The sequence below is a fragment of the Vibrio nigripulchritudo genome (genome assembly GCF_027924785.1).
GTDB lineage: Bacteria > Pseudomonadota > Gammaproteobacteria > Enterobacterales > Vibrionaceae > Vibrio > Vibrio nigripulchritudo.
Genome location: NZ_AP027049.1, coordinates 613629 through 630433 on the forward strand (window position 1 = coordinate 613629; position 16805 = coordinate 630433).

The 16805-nt window shown below is 44.2% G+C and carries 11 protein-coding genes; 4 read left to right on the forward strand and 7 right to left on the reverse strand.

What is annotated here, in order from left to right:
* Positions 1–118: 118 nt before the first annotated feature.
* Positions 119–1531 carry a pyruvate kinase PykF gene (pykF, locus tag QMG91_RS03050; RefSeq protein ID WP_004401817.1) on the reverse strand — a complete coding sequence of 471 codons (1413 nt, stop codon included), beginning with the start codon at positions 1529–1531 and terminating at the stop codon, positions 119–121.
* 437 nt (positions 1532–1968) lie between these two features.
* Here pykF and QMG91_RS03055 point away from each other — a divergent pair, with 437 nt between their 5' ends.
* Together QMG91_RS03055 and glmS are read left to right on the forward strand one after the other, a co-directional pair.
* Positions 1969–2733: a DeoR/GlpR family DNA-binding transcription regulator gene (locus tag QMG91_RS03055; RefSeq protein ID WP_022551517.1), complete on the forward strand. Its 765-nt coding sequence runs from the start codon at positions 1969–1971 to the stop codon at positions 2731–2733.
* A 54-nt stretch (positions 2734–2787) separates the two neighbouring features.
* Positions 2788–4623 (forward strand): glutamine--fructose-6-phosphate transaminase (isomerizing), encoded by a 1836-nt coding sequence (gene glmS, locus QMG91_RS03060; RefSeq protein ID WP_281870164.1) that lies wholly within the window; start codon positions 2788–2790, stop codon positions 4621–4623.
* Between the two features lie 67 nt (positions 4624–4690).
* On the opposite strand, the gene QMG91_RS03065 is transcribed toward glmS, so the two are convergent.
* The 3 genes from QMG91_RS03065 to QMG91_RS03075 form a co-directional block, all read right to left on the reverse strand.
* On the reverse strand, positions 4691–4930 hold the full coding sequence (locus tag QMG91_RS03065) for a YdcH family protein (RefSeq protein WP_004401820.1): 240 nt from the start codon (positions 4928–4930) through the stop codon (positions 4691–4693).
* A gap of 73 nt (positions 4931–5003) precedes the next feature.
* The gene (locus tag QMG91_RS03070; RefSeq protein WP_281828782.1) at positions 5004–5972 is read right to left on the reverse strand and encodes an LLM class oxidoreductase; all 969 of its coding nucleotides are present in this window, start codon (positions 5970–5972) and stop codon (positions 5004–5006) included.
* 179 nt (positions 5973–6151) lie between these two features.
* Positions 6152–7189 (reverse strand): TRAP transporter substrate-binding protein, encoded by a 1038-nt coding sequence (locus tag QMG91_RS03075; RefSeq protein WP_281830430.1) that lies wholly within the window; start codon positions 7187–7189, stop codon positions 6152–6154.
* Positions 7190–7820: 631 nt separating this feature from the next.
* Here QMG91_RS03075 and QMG91_RS03080 point away from each other — a divergent pair.
* Entirely contained in the window at positions 7821–9080 is a 1260-nt protein-coding gene (locus QMG91_RS03080; protein ID WP_281828784.1) for a hypothetical protein, read from the forward strand.
* A gap of 78 nt (positions 9081–9158) precedes the next feature.
* On the opposite strand, the gene QMG91_RS03085 is transcribed toward QMG91_RS03080, so the two are convergent.
* The 3 genes from QMG91_RS03085 to QMG91_RS03095 form a co-directional block, all read right to left on the reverse strand.
* A complete protein-coding gene (locus tag QMG91_RS03085) occupies positions 9159–10031 on the reverse strand; it encodes a hypothetical protein (protein ID WP_281828786.1) in 873 nt (290 codons plus the stop codon).
* A gap of 116 nt (positions 10032–10147) precedes the next feature.
* Entirely contained in the window at positions 10148–11302 is a 1155-nt protein-coding gene (locus tag QMG91_RS03090) for a histidine decarboxylase (RefSeq protein ID WP_200766677.1), read from the reverse strand.
* Between the two features lie 167 nt (positions 11303–11469).
* Positions 11470–13242 carry a lysophospholipid acyltransferase family protein gene (locus QMG91_RS03095; RefSeq protein WP_281828788.1) on the reverse strand — a complete coding sequence of 591 codons (1773 nt, stop codon included), beginning with the start codon at positions 13240–13242 and terminating at the stop codon, positions 11470–11472.
* A 661-nt stretch (positions 13243–13903) separates the two neighbouring features.
* On the opposite strand from QMG91_RS03095, the gene QMG91_RS03100 reads away from it, so the two are divergent.
* Positions 13904–16696, forward strand: coding sequence for a methyl-accepting chemotaxis protein (locus QMG91_RS03100; RefSeq protein WP_281828791.1), 2793 nt, complete (start codon positions 13904–13906; stop codon positions 16694–16696).
* Positions 16697–16805: the final 109 nt, after the last annotated feature.

The window sequence follows — 16805 nt, forward strand, 5'->3', positions numbered from 1 at the left end:
TTTAACCACATACAGTTCAGTATGCTGAATAATACGCCATGCGGATTAATGGAGCAAGCTAGTTTCATAAAAAAAGAGGGCTGACGCCCTCTTTTTATTATATGTTAACTAATTGATCTTACAGAACGTGTACAGATGCCGTGTTGGTTGTACCAGATGCAACCAGTGCACCAGAAACCATAACCACGATGTCACCTTTCTTACCAAGGCCAGACTCAAGTGCCAGTTCTTTACCGTTCACATAGAAGTCATCAGTGCTGTTGATCGAGTCAACCACAACTGGCGTTACACCTTTAGTAAGAACAAGCTGTGCTGCTGTCTTAGTGTTAGTAGTAAGAGCAAGAATGTTTGCTGTTGGGAAGTACTTACGTACTGAACGAGCAGATTTACCGCCTTCAGTTGCAACAACGATAAGTGGTGCAGCCAGTTTTTCAGCTGTGTCTACCGCACCTTTACATACTGCTTCAGTGATACGTAGGCGAGGGCTGTCCAGACGAGAACCTAGCTCTGCTTCTAGTGCAGCATCAGTGCGGTTCGCGATTTGAGCCATGATAGTTACCGCTTCAACAGGGTACTTACCTTTCGCTGTTTCACCAGAAAGCATTACTGCATCGGTGCCGTCCATGATTGCGTTTGCAACATCACCCGCTTCTGCGCGAGTTGGACGTGGGTTCTTGATCATAGAATCAAGCATCTGAGTTGCTGTGATAACCATCTTACGAGCACGGTTACACTTCTCGATCATCATTTTCTGAGCGAAGATAACTTCTTCTGCTGGGATTTCTACACCAAGGTCACCACGAGCAACCATGATGCCGTCAGAAAGCTCTAGGATCTCGTCGAAGTTATCTACACCTTCTTGGTTTTCGATCTTAGAGATGATGTGGATGTGTTCGCCGCCGTTTGCGTTTAGAAGTTCACGGATTTCACGAACGTCTTCTGCTTTACGGATGAAAGAAGCTGCAACAAAGTCTACGCCTTGCTCACAACCAAACTTAAGGTCAGCTTTATCTTTTTCTGAAAGCGCAGGAAGCTTCACAGATACGCCAGGAAGGTTAACACCTTTGTTTTCGCCAAGTGCGCCATTGTTTAGCACTTTACACTTAACTTCAGTTTCAGTAGTTGCTACTACTTCCATCTCGATCAGACCGTCGTCAACCAGAATTGTGTTGCCAGCGGTTAGGTCGTTTGCGAAACCTAGGTACGTTACTGCTACTTTGTCTTTATTACCAACAACAGTTGCGTCTGTTGTGAAAGTGAATTCTTGACCAGCTACTAGATCAACGTCATCGCCGTTCTCTAGTTTGATAGTACGAATTTCAGGACCTTTGGTGTCAAGAAGAATAGCAAGCTGCTTACCAGTGTCTTTCATTACCTGGCGGAAGTTAGCAATACGGTTGCCGTGTTCTTCGAAGTCACCGTGAGAGAAGTTCAGACGCATTACATTCATGCCTGCATCTACTAGTTCGCGTAGCTTCTCTACTGGTTCAGTTTTAGGGCCAATCGTACAAACGATTTTGGTCTTTTTCATGGAAAATACTCTCCGGTACGTATAGTTGCAATTTTAATTCGGGTGAACCACAGGAAACGCTCATAAGAAAGAAAATGACAACATTTTTGAAAGTTGTGATTTTCACTGACTTTAGACGTCAACGTCCTCTGGTATCGCAAAATCTTTCAACTAGTTTAGTGTGTAGCTACCTAAACGATATTGATGTAAGTAAATTTTTGCTTATTTAAATCAGCCTAACTGAAATCGGTTGCAAAAAAATAACGTGAATTTCTGTAATTTTTTTTCTTTTAGGGTGCGGATTCTACCACCGAATTTCATCAATATCACGACTCTGGATTGTCTTAGAACAAGGTTTTGATGCAAATTAATTTATTTTTTGCTGTGAAAAAAATAGACAGATATGTTTCGAATCGATTATATTTCTTTCAAACCGAAATTTAAAATGTCGATTCGAAATGTCAAAGCGAAACACGCAACTGAGAAGACACGCAATTTCTAAACTCGTAGAAGAGTGTGGCGAAGTCAGTGTTGAAGAACTCTCCCATCAGTTTGAAACCTCCGAAGTAACGATTAGAAAAGATCTTGCCACTCTAGAACAAGGCGGACTGTTATTGCGCCGATATGGTGGAGCTGTCGCCTTGCCAAAGGAAACACTTCATGACGACTTTCATACTAAAGTTTCAGTTCGAAAGGTTAAGTTAGCGCAAGCTGCAGCGAAATTGATACGCGATCACAACCGTATCGTCGTTGATAGTGGAAGTACCACTGGAGCATTAATTCAGCAGCTAAATGAGAAAAAAGGTCTGGTGGTCATGACCAACTCTTTGAATGTGGCGAATGCATTAAATGAGCTGGAAAACGAACCCACTTTATTGATGACTGGTGGCACCTGGGATACACATTCAGAGTCGTTTCAGGGACAGGTTGCTGAGTCTGTATTGAGAGCGTACGACTTTGATCAGCTATTTATTGGTGCTGATGGTATCGATCTTGAGCGAGGTACTACAAGTTTCAATGAATTACTTGGTTTAAGCAAAGTGATGGCAGACGTCTCTCGTGAAGTCATAGTGATGGTCGAATCTGACAAAATTGGACGAAAAATACCGAATCTTGAGCTACCTTGGAAAGAGGTGGATGTGTTAGTAACAGACAGTCAGGTTGATCCTGAATCTGTTGCTGTCATTGAATCTCACGGCGTCAAAGTCATTCAGGTTAGCTAAACCGCTTGCTAGGTCGATAGACCCCAAAATATTACTAATAAAATTGGAGTTTTTATGTGTGGAATCGTAGGCGCAGTTGCGCAGCGTGACGTTGCTGAAATTTTGTTACAGGGATTACAAAGGCTGGAGTATCGGGGCTACGATTCCGCAGGGATTGCTGTTATCGATGGTCAGTCTAATATTCAACGGGTGCGTAAAGTCGGTAAGGTTCAAAACCTAACAGACAGCATCGATTTACCTACTTTTTCCGGTGGAACAGGGCTTGCACATACTCGATGGGCAACTCATGGCGAACCATCAGAAGCAAATGCACACCCGCATATGTCAGAGGATCGCATCGCTGTTGTTCACAATGGCATCATCGAAAACCATCAGGTATTACGTGAAAGACTTCAGAATGAAGGTTATCAGTTCTGTTCACAAACAGACACAGAAGTGATCGCGCATCTGGTGGATCTTGAACTGAAAAATTCTGATTCTCTGCTCAAAGCTGTTCAGTCTGTGGTAAGTCAGCTAGAAGGGGCTTACGGTATGGTGGTTGCTGATCGAGAGCAGCCAGAGAAACTTATCGTGGCACGCTCTGGTAGCCCGTTGGTGATTGGGCTCGGGGTTGGCGAGAACTTTCTGGCATCGGATCAGTTGGCGCTTCTCAATGTTACGCGTCGCTTTATCTTTTTAGAAGAAGGTGATGTGGCGGAAATCACTCGTCGCGAAGTGAATATCTTTGATGTAGACGGTGAACCTGTTGAAAGAGAAGCAAAAGAGTCGACGGTTGAGCAAGACGCCGCAGACAAAGGTCAGTATCGACACTACATGCAAAAGGAAGTGTACGAGCAGCCAGTTGTGCTGAAAGACACACTGGAAGGTCGAGTAACCAGTAATTCCATTTTGCTTGAGTCTTTTGGCGCGAACAGTGCGGAAATGTTTGGGCAGGTCGAGCACGTTCAAATTGTGGCTTGTGGTACTTCTTTCAATGCGGGTATGGTCGCGAAATACTGGTGTGAGTCTCTGGCGAAAGTCAGTTGTGACGTAGAAATCGCCTCAGAATTCCGCTATCGCCCGTTTGTGACCCGACCAAACAGCCTGCTGATTACGATTTCCCAGTCAGGTGAAACGGCAGATACTCTTGCAGCGCTGCGCCTCGCAAAAGAAAAAGGTTACATGGCGGCAATGACGATCTGTAACGTACCAGGGTCGTCTCTGGTTCGTGAATCAGATTTCGCCTTTATGACCCGTGCAGGGGCAGAAGTTGGGGTTGCATCTACCAAAGCCTTTACCACTCAGTTAGCGTCGTTACTGATGTTTGTGACGGCATTGGGTAAGCAAAAAGGCACCATTGATGTGGCGAAAGAAAACAGCATTGTGAAATCGTTGAATGAGCTGCCAGTTCAGCTAGAAAACGCGCTCACCAGTAATGCTGTGATTGAGTCGCTGGCGGAAGACTTTGCTGACAAACATCATTCTCTGTTCTTAGGTCGAGGTGAATTCTTCCCGATTGCGGTTGAAGCAGCACTGAAGCTAAAAGAGATCTCATACATCCATGCAGAAGCATACGCTGCGGGTGAATTGAAGCATGGTCCATTGGCGTTAATCGATGCTGAAATGCCGGTTATCGTTGTGGCACCAAGTAATGACTTGCTTGAAAAAGTAAAATCCAACATTGAAGAAGTGCGCGCGCGTGGAGGTCAATTGTATGTCTTTGCAGATGCAGAAGCAGGCTTTGAAGAGAGTGACGGGCTGAAAATTGTCACCATGCCACATGTCGATGAAGTCATTGCCCCGATTTTCTACACAGTGCCAATGCAATTATTGTCTTACCACGTTGCATTGATCAAAGGTACCGACGTCGATCAGCCACGTAATCTGGCGAAATCTGTAACGGTTGAATGACCTGGCGTTCTGAACTTCAGAGCCATCTTATTTAAGATGGCTCTTTTTTTGTCTGAGTTCAGGTCAGTTAGCTGCTGGTCAATTTTTTGTAGAGCGCGTCTTTGAGAAAAGCGCGTTCGCTTTTCATGCGATGCATTTCGTCGTCATCGATCGGGGCGTTACGCAGTTCAAGGCTCCGTATTTCTTTATCCAGCTGTGTGTATTTTTTGTTTTCTTGCGCAAACTCTGTATCAGACTGCATGAGTTTCTGAATCTCGGTTTCCAGTTCAGGAAAATCGACGATCAAACTGTGATCTTCACCTAGCATATTTATCACCTCTCGGTTCGTGGTAACGCGTAAAGCGGGGTAGCGACAAGCTGCTCAAATAATCCCTGGTCATTTATGCCTGAAATTCGGGCAGTAATTCCGCTGAAATGCGCTCTAAAGTCTCTGGAATACTGGCTTGATTGAAGCGTAAGTTTAACGCCACATGATTTATTCCGATTTCTTCCAGAGATCTCAGGTAAGAACGTAAGTAATGAATCCCAGAGCGGAAACCTAAATGGATCGGTTCTGGCTCCTTATCTGGATCATCAACCAGGTCGATATATAACGACTGCATGGCTGGCTTATTACTTCCTCCAAGAGCGAAAATGCGTTCCCGCCATTCCTTCACTATCTTAGCCTGAACAGAAATATTTCTGGGGTAAGTCATCCATCCGTCTCCATTTTGAGCCAGCCAGTCTGGATCTTGCTGGCTCGCTCCGGTAACCAGCATAGGTAAATGGTGCCCCGCAGGTTTTGGAAGCATATCGATGGCACCAGTCAATTCTCCGTGCTGATTGGAGAACCGAGGGTTTGTTGTTGCCATTTCACGGATGTATTCAAAGCTTTCTCGAAAACGTGCGCCTCTGCCTGGGTAGCTCATATTGAGAGCAGGGTACTCTTCTGGACGGTCACCAGAGGCTATACCAAGAAGAAGTCGGCCTTCAGACAGCGAATCAATGCTGGCTGCCGCTTTGGCGACATGCGCTGGGTGGCGAAGCGGAAGAATAATGCTGGCTACCCCAAGTGCGATGCTGCTTGTTTTCCCTGCCAGCATCCCCAGATACACAAACGGATCGTGTATTTGCCCCGCATCGCCAAACGCTGGCACATTGAAAGGCACATCCCGTAGCCAGATAGCAGAAAACCCCAGTTGTTCAGCGAGTTGAATTCGGGAGATATGATCAGTCAAAGAAGGTTCATTTCCTACTGGGTAGGATTCTAACGGTGCAACCAGACCGATGCTGAGCTTTCCTGCTTTAAAAACAGAGTTGTATGCCTGGTTGATGGGAGGAAATTCGTGCTTTGTTTTTGCTTCGTTCATCTTGATACTCACCCGTTTAGCTTCCGATAGGTGAAATAGTAGCAATCAATGAAAATCAAGATAATCTAGATGAAATGATAATCAGTTTATAGTTTTTGTTGATAATAGAAATTAGAAAAGGAGCAACGGGTGTTGCTCCTTAATGCGTAAGCATCTTTAGGCTGCTTGAGTATGTAGTGTTATTCGTAATTTAAGTAAGCTTTGAGAGAAATGTCTGTCCAGCCTCGGATCTTCTTAAGATAGTTTGCCTGAGACTGAATGATCTCTTTGGCTAACGCATCGTTGCTGGCTTGCTCCTGTAATAGCTCATCAGTGGCTTGGCGCATGGCTGCTAGAACAGAAGGTGGGAAATCCCGAACTTTGATGTCTGGAAATTCGCTTTTCATGGTTGCCCAGCTATTGGCGTTCGCATCCAGTGCTTGGTTATACATATCAAACGCCGTTACTCGAAATGCGGTTTCCAAGATCACTTGTAAGTCTTTAGGTAACTTCTCCCAAACTCTTTTGTTCACCAAGAACTGAGTTTCACTGCCCGGTTCATGCCACGCAGAGTAGTAATAGGGGGCAATTTTTTGGAATCCCATTCGTAAGTCAAAAGCAGGTCCGACCCATTCAAGTGCATCGATAGTGCCTCGCTCAAGAGAAGTATAAAGCTCGCCTGGTGCGATGTTGGTTGGCTTGGCTCCGATTTTTGCCATCACTTCTCCGGCAAATCCTGGAATACGAATTTTTAAACCTTTTAAATCTTCAACAGAGCTAATTTCTTTTTTGAACCATCCGCCCATCTGAATATCGGAATTACCGCCGGGGAAGGAGAGCATGTTATGAGGAGCATATACCCGCTGCATCAATTCCATACCACCACCACGATAAAACCACGCGTATTGTTCTGTCGACATCATGCCAAATGGCATTGAGGAGAAGTACAGCGTGTTGGGGACTTTTCCTTTCCAGTAATAGGAGCTGGAATGCCCCAGATCGTACTGACCCGATTTGACCATATCAAATATGCCCAGCGGCGCTTTGTGCTTATTGGCGGAATCAATTCGGATCTCCAGTCGCCCGTTCGACATTTCTTTGGCAAGCTTTGCCATGTTTTTTGTCGCGTCGCCAAGAATAGGGGTGTTCGGTCCCCAGGTTTCTGCGAGTTTCAGTCGGTAAACTTTCTCTGATGCACTCACACCTGGCGATACCGCTATGGCTGTCAGCGCTAACATAGCTATAGAAAAGCAACGTTTTATTGTCATTGTTATTCATCCTGTTCCATGGTTTTTGAACAGCTTAAAGGCAAACGTGGAAGACCAGAAATCAGTATCGAATGCCTCTTGTGACCGATTCTTACAGTCAGTGGTATGCCAAAAGGAGATAAATGGAAAGCGCACTAAAGAATTGGAATAACTCTCTAAAAATAGTAATAACAGCAAGATGTTATACGGAATGTAAAAGTGATACGAGTGTCACTTTTCTTTGGGTAAAGTATTCCCAGCGTTTAGGTGCTTGATAGATTTATAGGTTAGCACTCTTGTTCGTGTTGAAGATAAAACTCAGCCAATGTAGAAACCTTACGTAAGGAGAACTCTTTTGGGGTTAGATACAGCGTATATACCAGTGACAAAGCAGGATATCGATTTCTATGTCGGTGAGATTGCACAAGATCCAGATCTTCTGGATCACAGGATTCAGTTACTCACTCAATCGAGAGAAGATAGAAATTTTCTTCGCGAGAACATATACATAAACCTGTTTTCTCAGGATGAAGAGCAACCTTTTGACAATCACTTTGGTTTTGCTGCTTGCTGTATTCTGGCTTACCTACGCCCTTATTATTATGAGAGGGGGCAGTCTCTGATGAATATTGTGATCAATAATCGTCGTTTTTCCAGAGAACTGCTAGCCTTGTTTGATCGCTTCTCATTGTGCTTTCCGAATGCCAGGCATTGTGGGGATTCTGACGATCTCAACTATCGCTCTGGTGTTTATATCCGCAAAGAAAACGTCGAGCCTTTACTGAAACTACTGACGGAAGGTGAATTGCAAGATAGCTTGGCACTGGAAGAAGCCAGTGGGTTGCTAGCTGGATTGAAATACGCAGATAAACACGGCACTGGACTTCTTGAAGCCTTTGATATTCAAGTTCCAATTTCTTGGGATTTTTACACCAGTGCGTTTAACTTGCGGGCAGATTATCTTGGCAACCTAGAGGACGAAACTGTAGAAGGCGATTGCGACTATACCGGGTTCACTATTGGTATTCCGGTGCCTTCTTCCACCAGGATTAGTTTTGATGATTTTGGTGCAGTGGTCTATGAATGGATGGACAAAGAAAATACATTGCCAATGCACGAGAACCATCCTAATTCAGAGCGAACGACTCCAGGTGAGATAAAAATGTCGATGATTTGCCAGGAGCTCACCCCGCTTGTCATGATCCAAACTAAGCAAAACGTTTTTCTGCGTGACTCGAAAAGCTATTTTGAGTACCTGAGAGTATCGCTTGCCGAGCACCTTACGCAAGAAGGGTTGGATGCCAATTTCTTCATTTCCGTTCATGACGAGAAAGAAGTACCGGAAGATATACGTTCAATAAAAAACGCCGAAATCTTTTACAAGATGAAACCTAAATTTATGTTGGGTAACCATAAATGGAGCTTTCAATTTGATGAGCAGAATGTGGAAATGCGTCTTAGCTTGAAAGGAAAAATGGAGGTATTACTCAATGATGAGAAGATCGATGAGTATAAAGTGAGCTTCTCTGAGATCCATCGGACGGTCTATTTTATTGATGGAAACTGGTACACCATACGAGTCAGAAATACCAACCCTACTGCCGGTGAATTGGATATCCAACTTCACAAAGGAATATTTCTTCAAGCTAAATTTAAATTTTTGCAAGGTTCTGAGGTCTGCTCTAAGCCAGTAAATAGAGTACTTGTCGTCGGAGAGACCCTGACAATTTTCTTTGGGGTTCTGATTTTTATATTTCCGCGAGTGTTCGTGATGCTGCCATTCATGTTTCTATTGAGTCTTATGATCAAATATAACAAAAGGCACCATTTTTTCATTCGACCAGTAGATCTTCCCGATGAAGAACCCACTGAAGAACCGTGAATTGCTGAGCAACAATATTGATTGATTCTTCATTAGGCTCAGCTAACCAGCTAGCTGAGCTATTTCTTCCGATAAAACTCAGTATTCCACTTTGTTGATTTGAAAAACGAAGTCTTGATTTTGTGCTCTCGTTACACTGCCTGAGATGTAGGCAGGAAAGTAATTCCCTTTATTATCTGGCACACCCACTTTTGCATTAGTAAATGTGCAGTTAACCGGGGATTTCTCTGAGGTTGGAGCGGCTGATAAACATTGTCTTGCGACATCAGGTCCATTAATTGTCGTGATGTTATATGGATCGCTACAGAATTGGGTATCAATATTTGCGGCAAGAATATCGTTTACTGGTTTTTCAGTTGTTGTAATAGATAGTGTGTTTGGCAAAGGCGTGGAACATGTCAAAGGCAATTCTACCAAATGCATTGCAGAGTTACTGTTTGGCTTAAATTCCTGATAGCTAACGCCATAACCTACGGCAGCCACCGAATAAAGCTCTACTTTCTTTATACTTGCCGTGGATTGAGTTGGCGAAGCGTCGTCGAACCATTTTTGATAGGACCCTATATTAGGGTGGTCATATTGAACACGCAGGTAAGGTCTGAAGTAAAACTGCCCGCCAGTGGCTAAGTCGCCCTGAGTAGTGCCTTCCCATGTGTGAACAGTAAATCCAGTATAAGCATCCAGCGTTTGCTTACATTTTGAGTCAGTAGAGGTCAATGTGGTATCCACAGAACCAAGGGTTACTTCTGGGTAGATTTCGGTATAAATGCCGGATCTAAGTGCCGTTGTACTCCAAAATGAGCTGGAAGAGACGGTTTCGCTGTAACCTCTCTTTAGGTGAATTTCTCCACAGCTGCTTCGTGCAGTAGGCTGGTGAGAGGAATCGCTACCACCCCCACAGCCGAGTAACACTATACTTGAGAAAGATACCGTCAAGATTCCTTTATTCACTCTAATCCCTTAACTACTTGAATATAATAAGTTTTAGGATGATATCATTTGTATGCTCATGGTTTTATATAAAAGAGAAGCCTAATGCTTCCCTTTTTCTAAATATCAAACCAGTTTCAAATCTCGTTGTAATTAACAACCATCTCATTTCTGTCTTCGGCAACGTCATCAATCAGTTGGTCTAGTAGAGCCGTATTCTCGATCATATGACCTGTGATAATAAGGTGGGCATGTTTGGCAGAATTCGCCAGACCGTACTTTCTCCACACCGCTTCTGTCGGGGTAGGAAAAACCACAATAACGGAATTTGGGTTGAGCCAGGCGGGTACACCTTTCGATTTGAGCTTTTCGACTGCGTACTCTGCCAGACGCAGACAGCGTTTTACTCGGAGTTCTTTTTCTTGCTCGGTACTGCTCTTAATAGCGTGCCACATCATTAGAGGAGTAAGACCATTGCGAGAGCCCGTTATGGTTTTGTCGATGGCTGCAATGTAGTCCACGGCTACACTGATGTTGTCTACGTAAGTCTTTTTCGTTAACACGATGCCACACGGAATCGGTGCCCCAATCATTTTGTGCCCGGAGACCGAGATAGAGTCGATGTCGTCAGAAAATGAAAACTGCTGAGGGGCATCAACAAAGGGAAGGATCATTCCGTGGAAAGCCGCATCGGCGTGCAGGTAATATTCCTCACGCCTGAAACCGGCATTACCTAGCACTTCTTTGATCTTTCCAAGGTCATCTATTGCGCCGTAAAGCGTGGTTCCGATATTGGCAAAAACAATGGGGTTGGCTCGTCCATTCGACTCAATGTGTTGTTGTAAGTCGTCATAATCCATTTCACCATTTGGCAGGCTTTTGACCACGCGGTGCTCAATTCTCAGTAAGCGTACAATTTTGGCGACCGAGTAATGAGTGTCTTCTGAGAAATATAGGATTCCGTTTGGAAAAAGTTCACGGGCCAGATAGCAACTGTACATGTTGCCTTCTGTTCCACCATTGGTTACGTATCCCCAAGATTCTGAAAAAGGAATGTTGAACTTATCAGCAAAATACGCCATGACTTCTTTTTCAAACTGAAAGGTATTGAGCCGGTAGTTTGATGTTTCTGCCCAGTCACCGCAGTTATTGAAAGAAAATTGCCAGAATTTTTCTAATTCCTGGTAATTGAAATCGGCGGCTGTTGGGTAACCGATATTGTCGTACTGATGAGTTTTGCAGAATTCAAAGAAGGCTTGAAGTGTCTGTTGATCTTGAGGTGATAATGCCATTTATATACATCCATATTCATATTTGTGGCAGAAACTATTTGGATGCTATCAACTCAAAATCCGTCGAACAATAAATGTAACTCAAATGACATACTTGGTTTTTTATAAGGTTTGTAAAGAATTTTTTACGAGGCTCACAGGAGAGCCTCATAAGATATGAGGTGTTATTAAAACTCACATTGGTGCAGTTTCAGGTATTGTTCTGCGTTATCTACACTCATGTACCTTGCCAGTGTTTTCACGGGTACATCACGTAGATCAACGACAATTAAGCCATCCAAAGCATTGTTGAAGGCGGGGTCGACGTTAAAGCTCACCAGTTTGCCGTTAAGACCAAGGTATTGTCTCAGCAAAACGGGAACGGTTTTACCATCGTCAATCCGTGCAATAACGCGAGACAAGAGTTGAAGATCTCCAAGCGATGCCAGCAGGGTTGGATTCCATGGTTTAGCGTCGTTGCGAAGTGGGTTAGTGGCTTTTACATAGTGTGAGCGTTCACCATCGTAGTGATGAAGAGTCATAGTATCTGCGAGTAATTGCCTCGCCTGCTCACTGTAATCGTTGCTAATGCTGACCGGACCAAACAAGTGGGTGTATTCTGGGTTGCGGTGAATGTATTCAGCAATCCCTTTCCAAAGTAACAAGAGCGCGCTCATACTGCGTTGGTAGTCCTTGGCAATAACTGAGCGTCCCATTTCAATGCACTTGCTCTCTTGGCTCATTTTCTGGATAAAGTTGCGCTTATACTTAAACAGCGTCCGGGAATACAAAGCGTTGAGACCTTTTTTCTCCAGTAGCTTATCGACCACACCTAGTCGGTATGCGCCGACCAAACACTGATTATCGTTATCCCAAATAAAAAGATGCAGGTATTCCTGATCGAATTTATCGAGATCCAATGCCTGACCTGTCCCTTCCCCTACATCACGGAAATTCTCTTCTCGAACTCGCCCAATTTCATGAAGAAAGGTAGGAATTGCCTCTGCTTTACAGCAGTACACCGAGAATTGGTTACTTTCCAGCATAAGCGCTTCTGGAGGAAGACCATTCAGATCTTCCATCAACTCTTCCAGAGGGAGGCGTTTCGCTACGGGAATAAAATGCTCACCAGAAATGGGAGAGTGGGAAGACTTTTTCTCGGAGGGTTTAAGTAAATAGGTATTGAGGCGTAAATAATTAATCAATTGCGAATCACACAGCGAATGTACTTCTTTGTATTTGATTGGCTCGCCGATTCGAATGCCAATTTTGCTGGCTCGCTTGTTGAGAAGTTCTCGCCCAAGCATCAGTGTTCGCAGTAGTGGATGGATTTTTCCCGCCATATAGAAACGACGAGAGTTCTGACCGTCAATAAAACATGGAACCGCTGTGGCTTTGTTTTTCTTAATAAGTGAGCTGACGGAGCGACTCCATTCTTTGTCCTGAAGCTGCGCCTTTGCGCGTTTTCCTTCAATTCGAGAGACTTCTCCTGCTGGGAATACCAATAATAGCCCACCTTCTGCAAGGTGCCGGTGCGCCTGTCGAAGAGCTTTGAGATTGGCTTTGTGCGCCTGGCTGGTTTCAAAAACATCGACACCGATAAAGAGCTTATCGAGTTCTGGTACGGTTTTGAGGTACTGATTGGCAAGAATCTGAACATCTGGTCGAATCATCAGAAGCAGTTCAGCGAGGATCACACCCTCCACACATCCTAAGGGGTGATTGGCAACCACTACTGTCGGCCCTGCTTTGGGCACACTTTCAAGCTTTCCATGCGCCAGATGGTAATCGATACCCAATGTTTCCAACGTAAAGCGTAAAAAGTTTGCTGTATCGCTACCAACTGGTCTCTGCGCGTAAAACTTGTCCAGTTGGGACAATCCTGTTGCCCATTCCGCAACAGTTTCACCAATTCCGAATGGTGTTTTTCTTGGGATCTTGAAAGGGCTACCCATTGTCATACGAACCTCGAATCCAATTTTCGTTCGTGATTATCCTATGACCGATAAGTGACAGTTTCGCTTCGATTCAGAGTCGGATGTATGACAATTAACCACAACCTATCGAAGTTCAAATAAAAATCTCGAACAAGGATCTAACCCTTTATATTTATAAAAATGTAATCCTGATAAATTTTGAAACACTAAAAAATATGTGAGTCGCAAAAAAATGAATAATTGATACTGATTATATTTGCATATGCTAATTTATTCATGTGGCTCAGAGATAAGCCCATTTCCACTAATACAACATAATGATATCTCGCTTACTGCTGACTGGATGGCGAGCATGTTTCGGTTTCTTGCTCGCCTAATCTCGGTTTTTACGTATGATTTTTAACCACTTCTTTCTTTGTCTATTTACCCCTTGATACTCCCACATGATTACTTTAATTCTCAGGTTTTGATTTAAAGCTCATTCCTGTAAACATTAATTCAACTTCATTTAGGATGATAAAGTGTTTCAACATATGTCTAGTTGTTGAAAGTTAAGTGATATTTGGGTCTTATGCTACTGATATTATTATTTTTTACCGCACGGTAGTACTTTGGCTTTACCTTCGGAAAGTGCTGCCGCCATTCCAAAAATAACACCTGTAAAGGTGAATATAGCGGGGTCAGCATGGGACGATTTATTAACCAATTTAAGTTATCACAGGTCATTATTGGCGCACTTTTGTTTATGGGGCTCATTCCAGCCCTTATTCTCGGGCTATGGTCTTCTTCGCTAGCGGAGAAGGCTCTTAGAGAGCGCTCTTACAATCAGCTCGATACCGTTCGTAGTATTAAGCAGTCACAAATCGAAGCGTTTTTTCAGGAACGTGAAGGTGATATGGATGTGCTTACTGAAGTTGCCAATACATTGCAACTCGAAGCATTTCGTAAATTGAGCGCAGTAAACCAATCACAAAAGCAGCAGATAGAAGATTATCTGGCTCAGCTTAAAGCGGGCCTTTCACTACTGGCTGAATCTAAGATGGCTGAAGAGGCATTGCAGATGTTTTCCCATGCCAACTTTGGTGACGGGATGTGGGAATACAACGCCATTATGTTCCAGGAAGAGTTAGATGCGTACGTGAAACACTTCGGTTGGTACGATGCATTTCTGATTACTCCTGAAGGTCAGGTTATGTATACCACGGCACGTGAGTCTGATCTTGGACAAAATCTGGATTCAGACATGCTTGAACAATCGGGTCTTGCCCGAGCCTATCGTCAAGCCGTTAGCTCAGATATTGCAGAGGGAGAGATTGTTGTTGGAGATTTTACTCTCTATCAGCCTTCTAACAATGAACCAGCAGGTTTCTTTCTGTCTGTAGTGAGAGATGTTTCCGGAAAGATAGCGGGTTATGTGGCACTGCAATTTCCTATCGACAAAATCAATCATATTGTGTCCCAGTCACAAGGCATGGGGGAAACAGGAGAAACTTACTTAATTGGTCCGGACAAGCGAATGCGCTCCGACTCAAAGTTGGATCCAGTAGGGCATTCAGTCATCGCTTCATTCAAAAACGATACCTTGGTTGAGACTAAACCTGTGAGTTATGCATTAGACGGAAATTCAGGACAGGGGATTTACCAAGACTATAACGGCAACTTAGTGCTTTCAGTTTGGGATACTGTAGAAATTTCTCCAGGTCTTGAGTGGGCGATTATTACAGAGAAGGATGTCGCTGAATCGTTCGTTCCCAAAAATGAAAGCGGTGTCGAATTCTATAGCCAGTACATAGAAAAGTACGGCTACCACGACCTGTTTCTCATTGAGCCAAACGGCGAGGTTTTCTACACGGTCGCCAAGGAATCGGACTATCAAACCAATATGTTGAATGGTGAGTTTTCTAGCTCAAATTTAGGTGAACTTACCCGTCAGGTATTGGCGAAAAAAAGCTATCAGATGGTGGACTTTGCTCCTTATGCACCATCGAATAATGATCCTGCCGCATTCATCGGGCAACCGATTCTGGATGCTAAAGGCAATGCCATTATGGTTGTGGCGCTGCAGCTGTCGCTAGAAGCGATTAATGAGGTGATGCAACTTCGAACTGGAATGGGCGAAAGCGGTGAATCATATTTGGTGGGTGAAGATTTTCGAATGCGATCAGATTCTTATCTGGACCAGGTAGGTCGCACAGTCAGCGCATCATTTTCAGGCAGCGTTGAAAATAACGGTGTCAAAACTGAAGCTTCAATTCAGGCTTTAAGTGGTGTTACTGATGACAAGCTTATTGAAGACTATAACGGCAATCGCGTTCTCTCTTCCTTTTCGCCTGTCGATATCGGGGAGCTTCGCTGGGCACTCATCGCAGAGATCGATGAATCTGAAGCTTTCGCCGTGGTTACCGCCATTCGCCAAAGTATATGGACTCTGTTAGCCATCACCCTGATTGTTACTGTAGGCTTTGCTGTTTACTTAGCCCGAACCATTAAGCGACCCCTTGGTGGTGAACCGAAAGAAATGATTCAATTGGCTCGGCAGATTGCAAGTGGTGACCTTACCTATCAATTCGACGATAAAGCGCACTCAGAAACCTTATATGGCGCATTACGAGACATGTCAGAAAAGCTGACGGCTCTGATTGCGCATATTCAGCAGGCATCTAATACGTTAGCGTCGACCGCAGAGGAAACCTCTGTTGCCTCTGAGCAAACAACCACGGCGGTTACTCACCAGCATCAGGACACAGAAATGGTTGCAACAGCCATTAATCAGATGTCGAGTACCATCGCGGATGTTTCGAGAAGTACAACAGGTGCGGCAAGCGCGGCGCAAGAGGCTCACGCCAAGAGTAATTCAGGTCAGCAGGTTCTTCGAGACAGTGAAAGTGCACTTTGTCAGCTAGTGAAAGATGTGAAATCAACCAATGAAAACATGCTGACCCTGAAAAGTAAGAGTGGCGAAATTGGTCATGTGCTCACTGTTATTCAGGAAATTGCGGAGCAAACTAATCTGCTAGCTTTGAACGCAGCCATAGAGGCCGCCAGGGCAGGGGAGGCAGGAAGAGGCTTTGCCGTTGTTGCGGATGAAGTCAGAACACTTGCCCAGCGAACTCAAACCTCAGCGTCGGATATTCAGACCATGATCACTGCTGTTCAAAGTGCTGCGGAATCTGCCACAGCAAACATGGCAAAGAGCGAGGAACAGGCAACGTTAACGGCTGAGCTATCCGAGCGAACTCGCCAAGCTTTTATCGAGATAACAGATTCGATAGAGCAAATAGACGATATGATGACGCATGTTTCCGCTGCCTCTGAACAACAGTCCCAAGTTACGGAAGAAGTGAATCAAAGCGTGCTTCGAATCAACGAGGCATCCATGCAAACTGCCGCCAGCGCAGAACAGCTTTCAGGCGCAAGCCAGGAAGTTGCTCAATCAGCAGAAAGTCTAAGTGAGTATACCAGGCAGTTTAAGGTCTGAAGTGATAAATCAGCTGTTTTTTATAAATGTGTTGTGATAGTTATATGCCTCTAAAATATAAAGGTTTCTAAGTGTCAGTTGAGTGAATACTATGAAACAACAAGTAAGA